We start from the raw sequence: 19,492 nt of genomic DNA on the forward strand, positions 1-19,492 counted from the left end.
CTTACTTAATGACTTCCTTAGGGATTTGCCCGTCGAGATATCTCCAGTTTTTAATGAAGGAGATTACGTCTGCGACTTCCTGCTTGCTCATTTTCCGTTCCAGACCGACAGGCATCAACGAGACGCCAGTATTCTTGAACTCTTCGATGTTTTCGCGGTCAATCGTGACCAGCTTGCCCTCAGGTTGCTTCAATGTCACGGAAGTTGAGGTTTCCGAAGCGACAATCCCGGAATGAACTTTGCCATCGGTATCGAGAATGTTGAAGCTGAAGTAGTTGGCATCGATAGCCCGGTTTGGATCGAGAATGTTCATCAGATAGAAATCGGGTGTCTTGGTTCTCGAATCGGAGATATCAGGAGCGACATTGACTCCGACGTCGCCCACCTTATGGCAGGTCGCACAGTTCTTTTCGAAGGTCACTTTGCCTCGCAACGGGTCGGAGTCCATCGTCAAACTGACTTGATACTCTGCGAGTACCTTCACGCGATCGGCAGGTGGTTCGCGTTTCAGAAGTTTCTGGGCACGAGCAACGAGTTCTTTGTCGGAGAGTCGATAGAGCGTTTTCTCGACAGTCGCGTCAATCTCCAAAGCTGGAACCCGTCCAGATTCAATTTCATCCAGCAGTGCCGGAGCTCGGCTTGTGTTGCTGGCCATTGCTTGCAGAATGCTTCTTCGGACGCTTCCCCGTCGTTTCGGGAGCAGTTCGACCAGAGCTGGGTTGACTTGAGCTGCAGGTCGTTTCAAAAGTGCTGAGAGTGCCAATGAAGCACGAGTTGCATCGCCCGAACCGGTCGCGGTGATCAGTTGCTGAAGTGATGCGTCGTCATCAGCGAGGCTTAATAAGTCAAAAAGGATTGGTAGTTCTTCTGCTATGGAATCTTTGGTTTTCAATTCCCGCGTCGCTTCAGTCATCGTGGCAGCGATGTTCTCTTTTGCTTTGTCAGGTAAACTTGCAATCAGCGAGTTTAAAGCTGTGCGTCCACCTGGGAAGCCTTGAACGAGACCAGAGAGGACACTCATTCGGGTCGTGAAAGAGTTGTTTTCATTTCCGACGATCGTTGCCAGAAGTGTGCGAGCCTGGTCTTTCTGATTCTGTTTGGCGACCAGTTCCGCAAGGTCTCGAACTGCAGCGTAAGTTTGTAATCGCAGAGCCTGTTTTTCAGCCTCGTTCTTCGGATTAAATTTTTCGAAGGCAGCGATGAGTTGTGTGGAAACGTCTAGGGATTCACTTCTGGCAGCAAGTCTTAAGTAGACGGACAGCCAATAAGGGTCGTATTGCTCAGAGTCTTTCTGAGTCCCCGGAACAATTTGCTTGAGGATTTGGTCGAGTACGATTTTCTGATCAGCTTCAGACAATGTCTTCCAGGGGACTTGTCCGAGCATTTCAAAAATGAACGAACTGACCGGGATTCCGGAGTCTGTTCTTTGAAAAGAGGAGTTGACGAGTTCCTTCCATTCTGGAGTCTCTCCAAAATGACGCTGGCCGAGTTCGAAGAACGATTTCAGGAAGTAGATGTCGTTTGCATTGCTCATGGCTGCTTCGAGGTCAGCCATGGTTAACTTGTCTAAAGTGGCGATTAACGGCAACAGGTGTTTTTCGTCCGACGTTTTCGGAGTATTGATTCGATTTCGAAGTTGCGGCACGATCTCTTTTGAGTCACTTTCGATGAGTAGACGTTGTGCATGATTTTGTTTCCAGACGGAATTCGAAGAGAGCGCTTCGATTAACTGGTCTGGAGAGCTTGAGTCAACCACTTCGAGTTTGTGATCAGAGGCTGCTGGCGGCTGAGAGCGAACAACTCGCCAGATTCGTCCTTTGTCGAGACCTAATGTCAAATCGGGACGATCTTTCAGTTCAACAGGCATGAACTGTGGATGCTCGATGACTGCGCGATACATATCAACAACGTAAAGAGCTTTGTCTGGGCCGTGTGCAAGATTGACTGGTCGGAACCATTCATCTTTTGTCGCTAAGAATTCAACACCTTCTGTTTCAGAATGTGAACGAGATGTCGGCCCAATGGAGACTGGAATTTCTCGGTGAACAAGATTTGCAGTCGGATCACAGGTGAAAATGTTTCCAAAGAAATTGTCTCCTAGTGACGAATCGTTGTAAATCAAGGCTCCGCACGCAGCCGTAAACTGATTCGCGTGCAAGTTCGAAGTGGTCCAGGTTCTGGAGAGTGGATAGAGTTTCGAATCTTCCCCCGCAGCGGCAACATCTTCGTAGAAACGCGGGATTCGCAATCCCGGAGTCAATTTCAGTTGTTCATCTTCAAGAACGATTTGTCGGCCGGGGTTTCTATTTGTACAGACAAAGCGATTCCCGTGAGCATCGAAAGCCATTCCAAATTGGGCCATCCCGGCGATTGCTTCGTACTTGCCGGTGAGAGGATCGAAGCGGAAGTCACGACCTGAGATCGAAAGCGGTTTCGCTTTGGGATCTAGGCCCCAGGGATTGTCGGGACCGGGGACGATGTTCCCACCACGTAATCCGTTCGCAATATAAATTTTGCAATCCATGGCGAGCTGTGGGTGATTGTGTCGCAGTTGTGGATTTTCGGTTGCGAAGCCCTCGAACCAGACTTGAGTCTCGTCAGCCTTGCCGTCTCCGTTGGTGTCACGCATGAACTGGATTTTTCCATCTGTTGTGACGATGACTCCGTCTTTCCAGAACATTAATCCGTTTGCAAACAGCAGCTTCTCGGCAAAGGTCACCGGATTGTTAAAACGTCCATCACCGTCGTCATCGCTGAGGACTCGGATGCGGGAGAGCCCGGGCTGCCCGTCGCCGGGGCCGTTGGGGTAGTCTGTCATTTCGACGACCCAGAGTTTGCCATCGGTGTTGAATGCGATATGGACCGGGTCGATCACGTCCGGCTCAGCTGCGACCAGTTCGATTTTGCAATCGGCGTGCAAAACAAATTTTTTGGCAGCTTCCTCAGCTGAGAAAGGACCGAATTCGGCGTTTTTGTTCTCTTGCCCCAAGGCGCAGGAGGTCGAGATCGCAATAAGCGATACCAAAAGAAGTGACACGCGAACATTCAACAACATCGTTGCCTCGTCTGAATCGTGGAGTGAGTTCTGGCATTGATTTGAAAACCTGAAGTCGGCCTCTCAATTATTGAGAAGGTCGCGCATTGAATCAGAATTCAAATCGGACTTTGGAGGGAGATTCAGTGTAAAGAAAGAAGCGTCCCGAAAACAGCGACCGAATCCAAACAGCCTCAATTGGCGGCTTTCGCACTCTGGTGGTCATCGATTTGCCTTTGTTTTCCAGGTCTCCCAACACTGTAGGAAGTCCAAATTGAACTACACAGTCGGGGAAGGATCAAGGCAGATGAGCCGTTGAATTGACGCTCAACGGCTCATGTCGGTTGAAGAATGATTACTAGATCATCTTTCGAATTGGTTTGCAGGATCTGCCTCGTGGCGAACAGCATTTTTAATAGAGAAATGCGTTCTTCACGGGCACACGGTAGAGCAAGCTGATCTAGTCGATTGCCAACATGCGAACGTTGACCGGCGTGGAGATGTTCAAGACGGTTCCAGTCGCTGAAAGTTTTCCGGTTTTTTGATCGATGCGGAAGACGACCACTGTGTCTGAGTTTTGATTAGCTGCCAGAAGAAAGTTTCCGGTCGGGTCGATTCCGAATCCTCTGGGGATCTCTCCATTCGTTGGGGCATAACCCAACGGCTCGAGGGTTCCATCTTTGCGAATGCGGAACATCGCAATGCTGTTGGGACCACGGTTCGAGACGTACAGAAATTTCCCTGACGGATGGACCAGAGTCTCGGCTGTCGAATTTCCTTCGAGTCCGGTTCCTTCGGGAACTGTCGAGTAGGTTTCGATCGGTGTCAGCACCCCTTTGTTGGCATCGTAATTGTAAGCTGTCACCGAAAGTAGCATTTCGTTGTTGGCAAATGCGAGCTTTCCATTCGGATGAAACGAGAGATGTCGAGGACCGCCTCCGGGGATGCTTTTGGTAAACGCAGGGTCATTTGGTGTGAGTGTTCCAGCTTCTGCATTGAGCTTGTAGACCAGAAGTTGGTCGAGGCCCAAGTCTGCGACGACGGCAAACTTGTTCGCAGCGTCGACATTGACGGAGTGAGCATGCGGCCCTTTCTGTCGACGTTCATTGACGCTTGAACCTTTATGCTGCATGAGACTGGCTGCCGGTTTGAGCGAACCATCTTCATCAATGGGAAGGGAAGCAACGCTTCCGCCTCCGTAGTTAGCGACGAGCACACATTTTCCAGTCTGATCGACAGTCAAATGACACGCCCCCGGTCCGCCTGATGATTGGCTGTTGATCTTGGTCAGCTTGCCGGTTTGAGCATCGAGTTGGAACCCAGTCACTCCCCCCGCAGCCCCCTGACCTGGTCCTGCAAAGTCCGACACCTCATTCACGGCATACAAGAACTTTCCGGAAGGACTGATCGCCACAAACGAAGGATTGGTCAGTTCAGCTGCCAGCTCTGGTTCAGACGTCTCACCAGTCTGAGGATTGAGCGTGAACGTGTAAATCCCCTTGCTCTCTTTGCGGGTGTACGTCCCGACATAAACCCGAACCGCATTAACACTTTCTTGTTGAGCGAAGCCCTCATTCATATTGAAGACAACCTGTAAGCAAACCAAAAGGGAGGTCATGATCAGTGTGCGTTTCATGGATGTTCCGTTTCAAATCGTCGATGTTTGAGTTTGTGAAACTCCAGAAAGTTTCTGGTAGTTCAGTTTTGTATTGTGTTTGGTAATGAAGCAGCTTTGCCAGGCGAGGATATCGGCGGAGGACGTTTGGGTTGGGAAGATGCGGAGCTGAAGATTGTTCCCGAAGGGTTGCAGTGCTTCTTTGGATTCACAGATTGTGGCAAGTCGATGTTGGAGATTGAGCGTTTCACCCGCGTAAAGTTTCTTTTGTTTGCCCTGCTCTAAAAGATAAACTCCTGGTGTGGTCGTAAATTGCTCTGGGTTCAGGTCGTCAATCGAAATCGCTTTCCCGATCTTCGCAGGCGCATTTAAGATGGCTCCGCGGGTCCGCGCTGTTTCGCATTGTTGATTGAGCATCAAGGCAGCCCAGCGAAGCTCAAACGGAGTCCGCGTTGGAGCATGCTGCAAAGCGCGTTGGTCGAATTCTTTTGCGATTAACGGATCGCTGAAAATTTCGTTGAAGTTTTCGGCAAGGTCATCATCCAAAATACTTTGCATCGCGAGTTCGCTGGCATGGAAGAATGGATCGATTTCGTCCCAGCTAAACTCGGTTTTATTCGTCACTTCGATGTGTGAGAACTTCCCGGATCGTCTCAACTGAATGAGCAGCGTGTTCCAGGTGCGCGGTTCTCCTGCAAGGCCGAGACGTTGGCAAACGTCTGTGAACATTTCGTTTGCTGCGGGGTCCATCACAATCCGGTCGACAGAGAATCCATCGTGGCACAGCTTGTAGGCTTCACAGATTCCACTGAGCGTCATTTGCAGTTGTGTTTCTGCGAGACGCTCTTCGAAAGCAAACAGATTGCGTTGTTTATTTGACGCTTTCTTGCGAGGTGATTTCTGTTTGCTGCTTTCAGTTTTTGGGGCACTTTTGGTGGGCTCGGCGGAACCGTTGAGGCGGTCGCCGACGCGAATCTCTTCGAGACGCTGGCGTCCGTAGTCGACGTAGTCTTCGGAAAGTTCGAAACCAAGAAATTTGCGATTCAGTTTCTTGGCGACTGCCAGAGTCGTTGCACTTCCGGAGAAGGGATCGAGGACGGTATCTCCTTCGTTGGAGCAACTGCGAATGATGCGACCGAGAAGTTGTTCAGGCATTTGGCAACCGTGGAAACCTTGACGTTCTTTAAACGTTCCCGCAACACGAGGGAAGTACCAGGTGTTTTCATCCGCCTGAAAGCAGGTTTCAAGATCTTGGGGACGTAGCGTCCAGGTTCGCTTATCGTCGGGGACTGGTTTGATCTCCTCCGGAGACCATGTTCCATCGTCAGCGATGATTTCGCCCACGACATCAGCGGGACGGATCATCCATGTGTCGTCCGGAAGGCGTCCTTTGGGATTGGCACGTTTGTCGTTGTAGACAAGTTCGCGAGCGGAGGGGATGCGGTTCTCAAGGTCCTCCGAGCGAAACGTGAAGTTGTCAGCATCTTTCACGAAGTAAAAGAGATGGGCGTGGGAGCGAGTAAATTTGTATTTGCAGTTCACGCCAAAGGTGTAATACCAAACGACCCAGCTGCGAGTGTGGAAGCCGACTTCCTGGCTGAGGATTTTGAGCTCCGCTGCGTATTCGTCTCCGATTGCGAGCCAGAATGTTCCATCCGGTTTGAGAGCCTCGTAAACGTCAGCGATCCATTCACGTGACCATTCGAGGTACTTCTCTCGACCGAGTTTGTCGTTGTATACATCGTACTCATACCCAATGTTGAATGGGGGATCGGCGAAAGCAAGATCGATGCTCCCGGCGGGGAGTTTCGCCATGCCAGCGATACAGTCACCCTGATGGATCGTGTTGAGAAAATCGTCCATGTTATTGGTTGGGTCAGCAAGAGAATGGTGGAAAATCTCATGTCGCGAGAGAGTGATCTATTCTAACAACAACGAAAAAAAAAGCACCCGCCGCAAGGTTGCGACGGGTGCTCTTGATTGATTCCATTTGGCCTTGATTTTGATCTTCAGCCAAGGGAGAGAAGAATCATATTAGAACTGATCCTGAAACTTGAAATTGCTCCCTCAAGACGTTGAGAAAAGCTTTTGTTTCAGAGATTTTCGGACTGGTTCTAGTTCAGGATGGTTCCTGTTTTGCCAACGATGCTGTTGATCTTTTCAGCTGAAAGATCGCTTGCTTTAAGTTCTTCGTTGACTTTCAATTTTCCGCCAACCCACATCATGACAGTGACTTCGGCGTCTTTTGAGATTTTGTAAGAGGATGGTCCGGTGACTCCATCAAAGGTTGTGAGTGGAGTGCTGGTGATCCCTTTGCTTTGAGCAACTTTCTTAAGGTCAGCTTCTGTTGATTCTGGTGAATCTGAGAGCAGCACAACAAAGGCAGCCATGTCTTTCGACTGATTCTTGGCTACTACTCCATCGACACTTTTTACGAGTGAAGCAACGTTGTCGTCCATGTTGCGAGCGAAGATGCTTACAACTGGCTTTTGACCGTAGCGGCAGCGGTAGCAAAGTTTTGTTCCAGCAGCAGGACCGGTGACGTCTTTGACGTAGAATGCGCCAACGCCTTCACCAACTTCGAGTCCACCAGCAATGGCCATTGTGGAAAGAGTCGCAACAGCGACGGTCAACATGAGAAGCTTCTTCATACCTAAATCTCCTTAGAACATGGGAAATGTTTTTTTGAACTGATCCGACGACCTGATGTTGGTCTCTCAAACGAAGAGAAAATCATTCATCAAGCAATTCCACATTGCGTAGGTTTCCGGATACGTTCTTTGCACTTGTACAAGCGTGCCCTGCTTGAATTCTCAGATTATAAGCACGGGCGACAAACCGACTCTGTGAGATAGTCCACAATCCTTTAAGACCGAGCGGTCAATGGCGTCATGATTGAGTTCAGCGAGTTCGCGAATGCGAAATGACCGACACGCCATTCATCAGTGAACGCAGATTCTACGAAAAGGTTTCGCACAAATGCAACAAGAATCCGATGGATATTGCAAATCGTATCATATGTGAGGTGTCGGGGGAGTCCAGTCTCCCCACTGACGCAGGTAGTGAGCGAACGCAGGCTGCGAGTCCTGACGTTCTTCGAGCCAGAGCTTTGTTTGGGCGACAATCTCTTGTTCTTCATCTAAAGAAAGCTTTCCCATCAAGACCTGGGCTCGGAGAAAGACAAAGTAGGTGTCGAGGACGTCGCATCGGCAATAGTCGTTGATTTCTTTGGCCTTGCCGGCAGTGTACATATCTTGCACCTGTGAACCATCGATGCCTGATTTGCCGGGCTTGCCGATCAGATTCGCCAGCAGATTCAACCCCCCGGTGATGCGTGTTGCTCCGAAGTTGGCAAACAAGTCCATCATGTCAAAATGGGCTTTGCGGTTGTATCGATTGCGAGCCTGCTCGTACGCCGGAGCTGAGAGATTGAACCAGTCTGGCAGAGAAAGGCCATAGCGAAAGGCTGCATACTCCAGCACCGGGACATCATAACCACGCCCGTTGAAGGTGACCAAAGTCGGACGGCCGTAGTGTCTCCAGCCTGCCCAGAAGCCCTTTGCGATGACAGCAGGTCGGAATTCCGGTTCATCAAGAACTGTGAGGTCGATCAAGCGAAAGTTGGCAGAGACCTTGGCGACCGCGACAGAGATGGGCAACACAAATGTCGGTGGTAAGACATCTTTTCCAGTCTTCTCGATCAGCTCATCGCGAAATTTCCTCAGAGCATCTGCTCCAGAGAGTTCTTCGGAGGAATATTTCACTTTGGAAATCAAATCGCCATCGCCGACCGCTTCAACATCAAAGATCAGGTAGGAAACGTCGTTGCTGGTATCAAACATTCCATTTCCTTGTCATGAATACTGGCTTGATGACCATAAAGCTTCGCGGTTTTCTCGTTTGATGCAAACTTCCCAAAGGGATTTGTCCATTCTAACGAGCTCGGACATGACCTGCATCAGTGGTTGATTTTTCTTGATGTGAAAAAAATGGATACAGTATTAGCTTGCCGTTTTGAGAGAGCATTTTGCAATGGAGGGATGCAACCTTCCTCGTGGATCTGAGAGCTATATGGCATGAAAAGCTCTGTTCACGGATCAAAAAGATAAAAGAAAGTGCTTTGAGGAGATGGAAGAAGGGGCCATTAACATGGTCACAGGAGAGAGAGTCCTGGTCGAGGCGATAGTCCCTGCCTGACTCTTGCAGGGTTCCCACTTTGAAGAAGCTGACCGGGCAGATCGTGGGGCAGCGAGAAGATTCAGTGGGAAGAGAGCGGAGATGAACGTTGGAAGTTGCTTTTCCGGGGAAACTGGAGAATCGAAAAATGTAGAAATGGCAGGCATTTTGAGAAATCGACGCATTTGAAAGCATTGATTTCAGTCTGCTCACTCAAATCCGCTTGAACCAACTCATCCTGCCTGACTGGACTTTGATGGGGTGAATGCGAGAATTCTGTAAAAATCAGTCTACACAATCCACTCAAAACGTGTTCTAATCAAAGTTGCTCAAGGAAAATGGTTTCTCGCAGACCTCCTCTGTCGAGATGGCGGCCTGCCATCAAATAACCAGTTGAACGGACTCTTCAGCCGAATAGACTCGGTTGCTTCCTAAGGTGAGGGCACCATTTTTTGAAAGGTGGCAGTTCATCCTTTCAAACAATCACTCTTGTTGATCTGCATTTTTCCTTCAGCCAAACAGCCTTGAGGCACCAACCTTCAGGCAAATCGCCTTCAACACAACAGTCCCTAGCATAGTCGCATCACTGTGATGAAAGTTCAACTCTTGTTACCGAAGGTTCATAAACAGAATCCATGTTCTGTCACAAGTTGTTACGTCAAAACCAATTAGAGTGATGGCGACTTCAGCCATCCTGAGTGTGACGCCACAAATACAATGTTCAGTCGTTTTAATGACCAGTTCGAGACCTGTTCCGAGAACTTATTGAAAAAAGAATTTCTCAGGCTTTGAGAATCCAGATTCAAGCTCTCAGATCAGTTCCTGATTTCTGGTGGTTCATTTGAATTGAATAGATTTCCAGCGACGTTTGATGAGCAGGCCAACAAACCTGCAGGAGACTTCGGGACACGTCCCTCTTCAGTCAGCAGGATACTGAAGAAGCGTGGAAACGAAGATCCTCAATGTCTCTCGATCGCTGGCCATCGTGTTCCGTAGTGAATTCCTACTGAAAATTCAGTCCGTAGAGGCCATTCAAGCAGACTGCCTGATTGTGTCTCCCGATCCGTTGAAAGTCGAGTTGTCCAATGGAATCTACTAAAAAATTTGTTCGATTGCTTCCGTCTACCGATCTCCCTCGGTATACGCACATTCCTGGCTCAGGGTCACCGCATCCATATCGAGATCCCCGTGGCCATAGTTACAACCGCCGTCCGCAGCCTCCCAAAGGACTGAAGGAAGCTCAGTGGACTGAAAACCGCAGTTATCTGATCGCTTTGGATTACTTTAATCTCGGATTCTATTGGGAAGCTCATGATGAGTGGGAACGATTGATGCGAGCAACAGGTGTCGATTCAATGTGTGGCCTGTTCCTGAAAGGCCTCGTCAAGATGGCTGCAGCAGGGATCAAGGTTCGTGAAGAAAGTATCCACGGAGTCCGTCGTCACGCAGCCTCTGCTGGCGAAGTATTCGCAGACGTCGCTGCGGAATCGGATCAGGATCGCTATTGTGGACTCGATTTCACGATCCTGCAGTTCGCAGCGGATCGCGCAGCCCAGTTGAGTTATCCCTCGGATCTGGAGCCGGGGCGTCCATTACGAGTCTTCCCGTTTATTCTGCTTCCTGAGCCAATTCCGTTGCTCTAAATTTCAATTTTGTTTGATCGGTTTCATCGAGGCTGAATAGTTCAGCAGAACCCTCTGCGTACGATGCTTTTGGGAAACACCAGAGCAGATCCAACACTGGTCTTCATGCTCAGCCTCGTGGCGAGCAGTCTTGTGAAGTCGTGAAATGATTTTCACAGGCGGGACAGACGTTGGAAATGCTCTAAGCCTCTTGAGAAAGTTTCGAGAGGACTTCATCGAAGTCACAGGCGATTCAGTCGGGATGTTTTCATCGGAAGTCGCTGTCGTGTGCGATTTTTGAAAGCTTGTTCAGGTTCTGTGAGAGTAAATTCGTGTCGAGATTGTGGGAAAACACATGGCAGGTTCGGCACTTGGTCGAGAAGAATATATTGAACAAGCGTACTTCTTTCGTGTTTATCGCGAGCGGCTTGAGGACAGTACACCTTCACAGGAGATTCTAGCTGCCCTGAAAGAAGAAATTCTGACCACAACCAAGTTGCCGATGGCAATTGATTTTCTGATAGGGGAAATTCAATTAAACGGACGCCTGGCTGACGGAATGGTCCGTTTGTCGCATTATTTTTCGCCGTTTCAAACTTTCATCGTTCAAAAAGCAGAAGAGGACAACGCCCGGTTTGACTTCCGTGTCGCATTGAAAATTCTCGAATGCGAAGCAGAGTTTCGCAGTTCCGAAGAACTCGATCAGGCGGCGTTGTTTGTGTATCAATTTGAGTGTCTCGCACGAAATCGACTCGGGTACGACCACGGAATTTCTGCAATTGCAGACGATTCTGTCTACTCTCAAGAATGGCGGGACTGGATTCGCAAAATTCGGTTCGATCTCGGGACAGTCGATTTTTCTGACATGTTATACATGCGTTCGGAGCAGCATGTGATCGATGTGCAGAAACGTCAAAATAACCCGGATTACAGACCTTCGTATCCTGTTCTGTTCGACTCACGGGCTGGTCGAATTGCCCGAGCCAATCACGGGAAGGATCCGTTGTACCTGTTTGCTGCGTTGCAGAGACAGCTCGGATATCCGGTCGTCCCGCGAGGAAAAGCAATCGTCAGGCCCGAAGTTCATCCTGCATTGGAGGCTCGGATTCATCGGTTGGAAGCCCGGCTGTCACTGCTGGAGCAGGAAGAAAAAGGAGGCATTGACCTCTCTCCCTTTTATGAAGATGGCGGAAAATTCAAGGACGACCCGAAAACAATATAAGGAAGCAATGAATTGGCAACTCGAGAAGCGGTTACGCTGAAAGCCATTTAGAGCAGTTTGCTCTACCGTTTGCCCGTGAAGAACGCATTTCTCAAGTAAAAATGCTGTTCGCCACGAGGCAGAACCTGCAAACCAATTCGAAAGATGCTCTAGAATGGATCGTGAAATCTGAATTTCCTCTTTCAAACATTGAGAAAACGAACCATTCCACAAGTTTTCGGGCTGGCTCGAGAGAACAGATTCATACAAAATTTCAGGTGGCCTCAGCCATTTGATCATTCTCGATAGCCCCCTAAGATACAGGGACGAATTAATCAGTAAACGCGAGGTGGAGGCAAAATGTCTTCGACAACATACATGACGCTTGAGGAACTCAAAGAAGAATTCGAATTTCTAGGAGATTGGGAAGCACGTTGCGACTTTCTGATCGACTTGGGATTCGAACTTCCCAAGCTTCCCGATGATGCGAAAATCGAACCCAACCGAGTGCATGGGTGTCAAAGTAATGTTTGGCTGATTGCATCAGTGAATGAAGAGCAGGAGCCTGTCACGATTCGATTTCTGGCCAACAGCGATGCCATGATCGTCAATGGATTGATCGCAGTTTTAATGGCGATTTACGACGACAAAACGCCAGAAGAGATCATCGAAACGGACGTTGAAGAAATTTTTCACGAACTCGAACTTGATCGGTATCTAAGCCCCGCCAGAAAAAACGGTTTGTTCGGAATGGTCAAACGTGTCCGTCAAATCGCAATCTTCGCTGCATCTCAGGATTCGGAATAATCTGTCACTTTCCGGCCCCTCTTCACGCGGTTGAGATGAGTGAGTAAAAATGTTTTACAAGCGGGCAGTAATCCTTTTCCTGGACTGGAACGGCGCGGACTTCTTCAGGTTTTGTTAAAGCGAAGAAATCATGAGCAAAATTATGGAGACTCAATTATTCGACGTCGCTGCCATCCGTGATCAGTTTCCCGTTTTTCGAGAAACGCTGCCGAATGGTTCTCCTGTTACATTTCTTGATAGCGGAGCATCGGCACAAAAACCGCAATGTGTCATCGATGCCGAACGAGAAGTTCTCGAAACCCACTACGCCAATGCTTATCGAGGCGTGTACCAGTTTGGCGCCCAGATTGACGAAGAACTCGAAGCAAGCCGTGAAGCAGTTCGCCGACTGATCAACGCTGATGACAGTTCCGAGATTATCTTCACTTCCGGGACGACGATGTCCTTGAACATGATTGCCTTCGGGTGGGGGGCTCGTCATCTGAAAGCAGGTGATGAAATTCTCCTCAACCACATGGAGCATCACGCGAATATTGTCCCCTGGCAACAAGTTGCAGAGCGAACCGGTGCGGTCGTCCGTTATCTGCCTCTCACACCAGATGGGCGACTCGACCTGCAGCGACTTGATGAGTTCGTGACTCCCAGGACGAAGGTCCTTTCTGTGACCGGGATGTCGAACGTTCTCGGAACGATCAATCCAATCCCGGAACTCTCCAAACGTATCCACGATGTCGGAGGGATTTTCGTTGTCGATGCTGCTCAAAGTGTGCCGCATCAGGTTGTCGATGTCATCGCTGATCAAATTGATTTTCTGGCTTTCTCCGGGCACAAGCTGTATGGTCCGACCGGAATCGGCATCATGTACGGGCGCAGCGACCTGTTGGAGCAGACCGATCCCCTGCTCTTTGGCGGCCATATGATTGACCGCGTTTATGAAGACCACTCAAGTTGGGCTGAAGCACCAGCGAAGTTTGAAGCGGGGACACTGCCGATCGTTCAGGCGATTGCCCTTAAAACCGCTGTCGAGTACGTTGAGGGAATCGGCTTTGAGGCAATGCATGGGCACGAGGTCGGTTTAACGCAATCTGCCCATCAACGTCTGATGGAGTTGCCGGGGATGACCATTTACGGTCCGTCGATCGAACACAAAGGGGCCATTCTCAGCTTTACGATGGATGGCGCTCACCCAGAGGATTTAGCACAGCTTCTGGATCGCAAAGGCGTTTTCGTTCGTCACGGTCATCACTGTACGATGCCGTTGCACGATCTGTTGGGTGTCTCTTCGACGGTTCGTGTCAGTTTCGGCCTCTATAATAATCAAGATGATATTGATCGCTTGATCGACGCCTTGCAATTCGCTCGGCACCGTTTACGTTTGGGATGAAAACCTGCTCGAAATCGCACAGCGGGTCGGGTATTATTTTTAAGAAGTGTAAGACAATGCTGAAGGTCGTTGCCTCTCCTGAAGGTGACGACCACCTGGTCAGCCCTTGTTGGCTCTTATTGAATTTCCAGTACCGCTTTTCGTTTTATCGAATACGACGTTTCCGAGTATGTCCACAGAAATCGCCGAAACTGATAGCTCTTCTTCCTCCCCGGATGGGTTTGTGAAGCGGCAATCTGCAACACTCTTCGCGCCACCATCTCCATTGGTGCTCGAAAGTGGTGAGACACTTGGTCCAATCACCGTCGCCTATCAAACTTATGGAACGCTCTCGCCGAGAAAAGATAACGTCATTTACATTTGTCATGCGTTAACGGGCGATGCTCATGTGGCGGGGAGACATAACGAGAAGGAAAGGAAGCCGGGTTGGTGGAACGGCTTCGTCGGTCCGGGGAAAGCGATTGACACAAACAGATACTTCGTGGTCTGTTCCAATATTCTGGGCGGGTGTCAGGGGACGACAGGGCCCAGTTCAGAAAATCCGCAAACCGGAAAACCATACGGCCCCGATTTCCCGTTTATCACGATCCGGGACATCGTCAATGTTCACAATGCGTTGCTGGATCATTTGGGAATCGAAAACGTCCTTGCCGTTGTGGGGGGAAGTTTAGGGGGGATGCAAGTCCTCGAATGGGTTGTTAATCGACCTGAGCGTGTTGGAGCAGCGATTGTGCTTGCCTCCGGACCGAAGCTCAACGCTCAAGGAATTGCATTCAATGCGGTCGGTCGACGCGCCATCTACAGCGATCCGCTCTTTCAGGATGGTTGGTACTACGGTGAAGAAGAGAAGCCGCACTTCGGTCTCGCACTCGCACGGATGGTGGCCCATATCACCTATCTCTCCGAACAGTCGATTGAGTTGAAGTTTGGACGCAAGCTGCAGAATGGAGACGAGTTTGGTTTCGATTTGAAATCGGAAACAGAGTTCCAAATTGAAAGCTACCTGCACTATCAGGGGAATCGTTTTGTTGAACGCTTTGATGCCAACAGCTATCTCACATTGACGCGGGCGATGGACTACTTCGATCTCGGCGAAGCTTACGGGTCGATTGCCGATGCATTTTCTCGTGTACAAAGTCGGTTTCTCGTCATTTCGTACGACACCGATTGGCTCTACCCAACTCCACAAAGTAAAGAGATCGTTCGAGCGCTCGTTGATGCGAAACGGCATGTGACTTTCAAGGAGTTAAAAAGTGCTTACGGTCACGATGCATTTTTGATTGATCAGGAATTGCCCAAACTCGAAAGCCTGGTTAGCCCGTTTCTGGCCAGAACATACTCTGACCGGCAGTAGCACAGTTCGTGTTTTTGGCACTACGGAATGTGTTTTTATGTGACGAGTTGATCAATTTCACAAGGCAGGATTTGAACACCAATTTGAACAGTGCTGTCGCTGTAGAACGCGGACCTCTTTTCAAGAATGCTCTAAGATAAATTGTCGCTATGTGTGCAAAACGAATCCATTTACCTGATCCTCGGTCTGCTGTGACGAATGATATTATCATCGATAAAATCACTCCCGGAAGCAGGGTCATCGATCTGGGTTGTGGAGATGCAACTTTAGTTGCACGATTGCGCGATGATCATGGGTGCGATGTTTTTGGTGTCGAACTCGATGACGATGCATTCGTGAAAGGGATCGAAAAAGGGGTTCCGATGCTCCAGACCGATCTGAATTCCGGCCTCGCGGAACTCCCTTCACAAAGCTTCGACTTTGCGATTCTCAGCCAAACGTTACAGCAAATTGATCGACCGCTCGATCTGCTGAATGAGATTTTCCGGGTGGCGAAAAGAGCGCTGGTGGTGGTTCCTAATTTTGCACACTGGCGAATTCGGTTGCAGGTTGCGTTGCGCGGGCGTGCGCCTGTGACGGACCATCTCCCCTATGAATGGTACGAATCGCCAAACGTTCACTTCCTGTCGCTTGTCGACTTTCGCGAACTCGCCAGCCAAGGGAATTTTCGCATTCTTCGGGAGCTCCCCATTATCGGTGACCGGGCTGTCAAAAAAGCGTACTTCGCAAACTTGCGAGCCCACAGTGCGTTGTATGTTCTCGAACGTTCAGCACCAGAGCTGCCGCATAAAGATCTGACACAACAAGAAAAAACTGTAGCCGCTTCAGTTTGAAGCCACTAGAGCATCTTTCGAATTGGTTTGCAGGTTCTGCCTCGTGGCGAACAGTATTTTTACTAGAGCTGGTCCTGAAACTTGAAATTGCTCTCTCAAACGTCGAGAAAAGCGACGATTCCAGAGGTTTTCGGACTGGTTCTAGAGAAATGCGTCCTTCACGGGCACACGGTAGAGCAAACTGCTCTACAGTTTTGGAAAAGTGGTGCGTCTGAACAGGTCTCGGCAATTCTTTTGGTGTGACTGTCAGAAGTTCCTCGGATGCCGGATTTGGGCTCCTCAAGTTGGTGTGTGCTGAGTTCCTGTTCGCGGAGTTTCTATTTGGTGGGTTAATCAGCTTCAGGCAGGACAGCGATGCACTCCACTTCATAGCGAATCGTGGATGGCAGGCAATTCGTGATGGTCGTCCGTGTTGGCAGCGGATTCTGAAAGTATTCAGCGTAGAGCTTATTGTACTCCGCGAGGTCGGCGTCATCGCGGACGTAGTTTCTCGTTTGAACGACGTTCTGCAGATCGCAACCTGCTGTCTTCAAGACCGCACGCAGGTTCTCGATAGAACGTCGGAACTCTCCTTCAAAGCTGTCTCCGATAATTTTTCCAGTTGCATCAACAGAAGCCTGTCCCGATACAAACACAAGGTTCCCGACCACCGCACAGGGGCTGAATGGGAGATGTGAAGTGGGAGTGTTTTCGTCTTGCGGGTATTGAATGTTTGATTGGGACATTTTTCGTCTTTCTGATTGTCTATTCAAATAAGTGAGAAGTTGGAGTCGTTCAGGACGTCATTTTTCCGAACAGTATTTGGATTCATACTCGGTACGTTTCGCCTTGAAATAAGTTGTCTGAAAACTCATGCAACTGGCCTTCATGGGCACGATGGGTGTTGGGGCTCTCTCTGGGCAGTTGGCTTCACTCAACTTTGCTGTTCGCGTTGATTCCCAAGGCACATAAGCCTGCCACGAGATACCCCAGTGAGAAGAGGTAAAAGGCAGGAGTCCAGTCGGCGTCGGGGACAGTCGCATCAACTACGATCGGGACGAGCAAGGGGGATGTCGCAGCTCCGAAGTTGCCCCACATGTTTCCCCAGCCGAACACCGCAGCTGTGTTTTTTCCACCGACATCCTGCATGTAGGCCCAAATTGAGGGAACACTGAGATCAGTCGCGAATGCGACGATCGACGCGGCGATGACAAAGCTCCAGGCCGATTCCAGTCTTAGGCAGGAAAGATAAGCAACCATGGCGACCGTATAACAAGCGACCATCGGGAGTGAACGACCCCATCGTCGTCCGAGATGCCGGATCGAAATGTCCGTCACCATTCCTCCGCACAGAGTTCCCACAATTCCTGATGCCAATACGATCGTCGACATCAACCCGCCTGTTTTCGGATCGACATGTTTCACCTCCTGCAGGTACGTCGGAAGCCAGGTCACCAGAAAGACCCAACCGAGGTTGATTCCAAACTGTAAAAAACACATCAACCACATTGTGTAGCTGCGGATCAGTGGGAGCAGTGGTGGAAATTGAGGGGGACTCAGGTCGCCTGCATCGGCATCACCGTAGGAGATCAATTCCTGCTCGCCAGTATCACACCAAGGATGCTCTGAGGGTGTCTCGCGATAGATTCTCCAGAAGTGAAACGCGACGAAAAATCCGGCTGTGCCATACAGTATCAAGACGGCTCGCCAGGAGAGATAGTCTTTCAACAGCCATGCTGTCAGGATCGGTGCGATCGTCCCACCCAGGCGTCCGCCAAACGAGACGACGCTACTCGCTCGGCCTCTCTGGGGGATGGGCATCCAGCGTTTGATGAGACTTCCAGCAGATGGGTAGCAACCTGCTTGGGCAAAACCAAACAACAGTCGCGCGACCATCAGCATGAGGAAGCCGTTGGCCAATCCGGTGAGAATCGTACACAGCGACCAGACGCCAATATAAATCGGCAGCATGGTTCTGGTTCCAAATCGATCCGACAGCCAACCTGCCGGAACCTGTCCCAGTGCATACGTGAAAAAGAACGCACCGAGAACCACACCAATCTGTGTGTCAGAGATTCCCAAGTCAGACTTGAAAGCCCCTTCCTTGGCGATCTCAGCGATGCAGATACGGTCTAGATACAGCATCACCGCAGCGAGCGTTGTCGCTCCGAGGACGTGATGGCGAACATGAGTGGACATAGGCTTGGTTACTTTGTTAGACGGTAGCTTGATTGTCCCGGTTGAAATAATTCTGGGAGCAAGCTGGTGCCAAGTCCCGGATCAGTCGGAAGTTGAAGTCGACCATTCTCAATGACCGGCTGGCGGTCGACGAGTTGATGATAGAACGTGCGGATGTGTGCTCGAACTGTTTCCTGGAAGACAACGTTCGATGAAGCTGCCGAACAGTGAAGCCCGGCATACATTGTGAGTGGTCCGGTGCAGTCATGCATTGTCGCGGGAACATTGAAGGCTTGTGCGAGTTCGATAATTCGGCGAGTTTCACTGATTCCCCCTGTCCAGGTCGGGTCAACCATCACATAATCGGCTGCGCCCGCATTCAGTAGAGACAGATAAGATGTTCTTCCAAGAACCATTTCACTGGCTGCGATGGGCATTCCTGATTGTCGCCGAAAGTCAGCAAGGGTTTGAACGTTGTCGACTCGCAAAACATCTTCCAACCACAGCGGGCGAATTTCCTTCAGTGCATCAGCGATTCGGAGTGCCGATGCCAGTTGGAAAAATGCGTGCCCTTCGATCATGATTTCGATTTGATCTCCGACCCGATCTCGGATGTCCCGCAAAGGTTTCATCGCTTCTTCGATTTCACCGCGCGAAAGATACAGACCACTGTTCTTGTGGGCATGGCGATCAAACGGCCAGACCTTCATTCCGGTGATCCCTTCGGAGACGAGTTCCTCTGCGAGGTCCCCAGCAGCGTGAATGGAAGACCAGTTGTCTTGCAGCGGTCCCGGTTTCCCTTCGTCTCCATAGCCGGGCCAGCCCGGGTGTTGTGAAGTCTCGACCTTCGACTGTTTCAGAGTCCCGTATCCGGGGCCTCCGCAGGTGTTGTAGATTCGGACTTCCGGCTGAACTGCTCCTCCCAGCAGTTTCCAGACTGGTTGTCCGCAGACTTGTCCCATGATATCCCACAAGGCGACGTCAATGGCGGAGAGAGCACGCATTTCTGCACCCGGCAGCCCAAAAGCAGAACACCGCTCGTAGAGAAACCGCCAGTGTGATTCGATGTCGGTGGCTTCGCTGCCGATGAGCCGCTCCGCCATCCAGTCGTGAATCAGCCCATCAATGGCATGCGGTGTGTAGTACGTTTCGCCACAACCGATCAAACCGTCTTCGGTGTGAATGCGAACCAGGATCAGGTTTGTCATGATCTGTGACGGAATCACAGTTTCAATAGCAGTGATTTTAGGCATGGTGACTCGTTTCTAAATTCGTTGTCGTTGGGAGCATTTGCAATGCTTGTCGTGTC

General features: G+C 50.1%; 15 protein-coding genes. 7 read left to right on the forward strand and 8 right to left on the reverse strand.

Annotated elements, in window-relative coordinates; translation table 11 throughout:
- Nucleotide 1 precedes the first annotated feature (1 nt).
- From ACN0YR_RS13090 to ACN0YR_RS13110, 5 genes are all read right to left on the reverse strand, one after another.
- Entirely contained in the window at nucleotides 2-3,055 is a 3,054-nt protein-coding gene (locus tag ACN0YR_RS13090) for a PVC-type heme-binding CxxCH protein (protein WP_417849682.1), read from the reverse strand.
- Between the two features lie 439 nt (nucleotides 3,056-3,494).
- Nucleotides 3,495-4,670, reverse strand: coding sequence for a lactonase family protein (locus ACN0YR_RS13095; RefSeq protein ID WP_417849683.1), 1,176 nt, complete (start codon nucleotides 4,668-4,670; stop codon nucleotides 3,495-3,497).
- A gap of 12 nt (nucleotides 4,671-4,682) precedes the next feature.
- The gene (locus tag ACN0YR_RS13100) at nucleotides 4,683-6,512 is read right to left on the reverse strand and encodes a DNA-methyltransferase (protein ID WP_417849684.1); all 1,830 of its coding nucleotides are present in this window, start codon (nucleotides 6,510-6,512) and stop codon (nucleotides 4,683-4,685) included.
- A 251-nt stretch (nucleotides 6,513-6,763) separates the two neighbouring features.
- The gene (locus tag ACN0YR_RS13105) at nucleotides 6,764-7,300 is read right to left on the reverse strand and encodes a hypothetical protein (RefSeq protein ID WP_417849685.1); all 537 of its coding nucleotides are present in this window, start codon (nucleotides 7,298-7,300) and stop codon (nucleotides 6,764-6,766) included.
- Nucleotides 7,301-7,663: 363 nt separating this feature from the next.
- A complete protein-coding gene (locus ACN0YR_RS13110; protein ID WP_417849686.1) occupies nucleotides 7,664-8,491 on the reverse strand; it encodes a ribonuclease H-like domain-containing protein in 828 nt (275 codons plus the stop codon).
- A gap of 1,277 nt (nucleotides 8,492-9,768) precedes the next feature.
- On the opposite strand from ACN0YR_RS13110, the gene ACN0YR_RS13115 reads away from it, so the two are divergent.
- The 7 genes from ACN0YR_RS13115 (at nucleotide 9,769) to metW (ending at nucleotide 16,026) form a co-directional block, all read left to right on the forward strand.
- On the forward strand, nucleotides 9,769-9,924 hold the full coding sequence (locus ACN0YR_RS13115; RefSeq protein ID WP_417849687.1) for a hypothetical protein: 156 nt from the start codon (nucleotides 9,769-9,771) through the stop codon (nucleotides 9,922-9,924).
- Nucleotides 9,911-10,468 (forward strand): DUF309 domain-containing protein, encoded by a 558-nt coding sequence (locus ACN0YR_RS13120; protein WP_145203523.1) that lies wholly within the window; start codon nucleotides 9,911-9,913, stop codon nucleotides 10,466-10,468. The genes ACN0YR_RS13115 and ACN0YR_RS13120 overlap by 14 nt, the downstream gene beginning before the upstream one ends.
- A gap of 334 nt (nucleotides 10,469-10,802) precedes the next feature.
- The gene (locus tag ACN0YR_RS13125; protein ID WP_417849688.1) at nucleotides 10,803-11,669 is read left to right on the forward strand and encodes a hypothetical protein; all 867 of its coding nucleotides are present in this window, start codon (nucleotides 10,803-10,805) and stop codon (nucleotides 11,667-11,669) included.
- Between the two features lie 339 nt (nucleotides 11,670-12,008).
- On the forward strand, nucleotides 12,009-12,455 hold the full coding sequence (locus ACN0YR_RS13130; protein ID WP_417849689.1) for a SufE family protein: 447 nt from the start codon (nucleotides 12,009-12,011) through the stop codon (nucleotides 12,453-12,455).
- 130 nt (nucleotides 12,456-12,585) lie between these two features.
- Nucleotides 12,586-13,839: an aminotransferase class V-fold PLP-dependent enzyme gene (locus ACN0YR_RS13135; RefSeq protein WP_417849690.1), complete on the forward strand. Its 1,254-nt coding sequence runs from the start codon at nucleotides 12,586-12,588 to the stop codon at nucleotides 13,837-13,839.
- Nucleotides 13,840-14,008: 169 nt separating this feature from the next.
- On the forward strand, nucleotides 14,009-15,193 hold the full coding sequence (metX, locus tag ACN0YR_RS13140) for a homoserine O-acetyltransferase MetX (protein WP_417849691.1): 1,185 nt from the start codon (nucleotides 14,009-14,011) through the stop codon (nucleotides 15,191-15,193).
- A 191-nt stretch (nucleotides 15,194-15,384) separates the two neighbouring features.
- Nucleotides 15,385-16,026 (forward strand): methionine biosynthesis protein MetW, encoded by a 642-nt coding sequence (metW, locus tag ACN0YR_RS13145; protein WP_417849692.1) that lies wholly within the window; start codon nucleotides 15,385-15,387, stop codon nucleotides 16,024-16,026.
- 329 nt (nucleotides 16,027-16,355) lie between these two features.
- Here the strand turns inward: metW and ACN0YR_RS13150 are convergent, their stop codons facing one another.
- From ACN0YR_RS13150 to ACN0YR_RS13160, 3 genes are all read right to left on the reverse strand, one after another.
- Nucleotides 16,356-16,751 carry a RidA family protein gene (locus ACN0YR_RS13150; protein ID WP_417849693.1) on the reverse strand — a complete coding sequence of 132 codons (396 nt, stop codon included), beginning with the start codon at nucleotides 16,749-16,751 and terminating at the stop codon, nucleotides 16,356-16,358.
- Between the two features lie 184 nt (nucleotides 16,752-16,935).
- On the reverse strand, nucleotides 16,936-18,204 hold the full coding sequence (locus ACN0YR_RS13155) for an MFS transporter (protein WP_417849694.1): 1,269 nt from the start codon (nucleotides 18,202-18,204) through the stop codon (nucleotides 16,936-16,938).
- A gap of 8 nt (nucleotides 18,205-18,212) precedes the next feature.
- Complete coding sequence (locus ACN0YR_RS13160; RefSeq protein ID WP_417849695.1) at nucleotides 18,213-19,436, reverse strand: mandelate racemase/muconate lactonizing enzyme family protein; 1,224 nt, start codon at nucleotides 19,434-19,436, stop codon at nucleotides 18,213-18,215.
- Nucleotides 19,437-19,492 lie beyond the last annotated feature (56 nt).

It is taken from the genome of Thalassoglobus sp. (assembly GCF_048270125.1).
Lineage (GTDB): Bacteria > Planctomycetota > Planctomycetia > Planctomycetales > Planctomycetaceae > Thalassoglobus.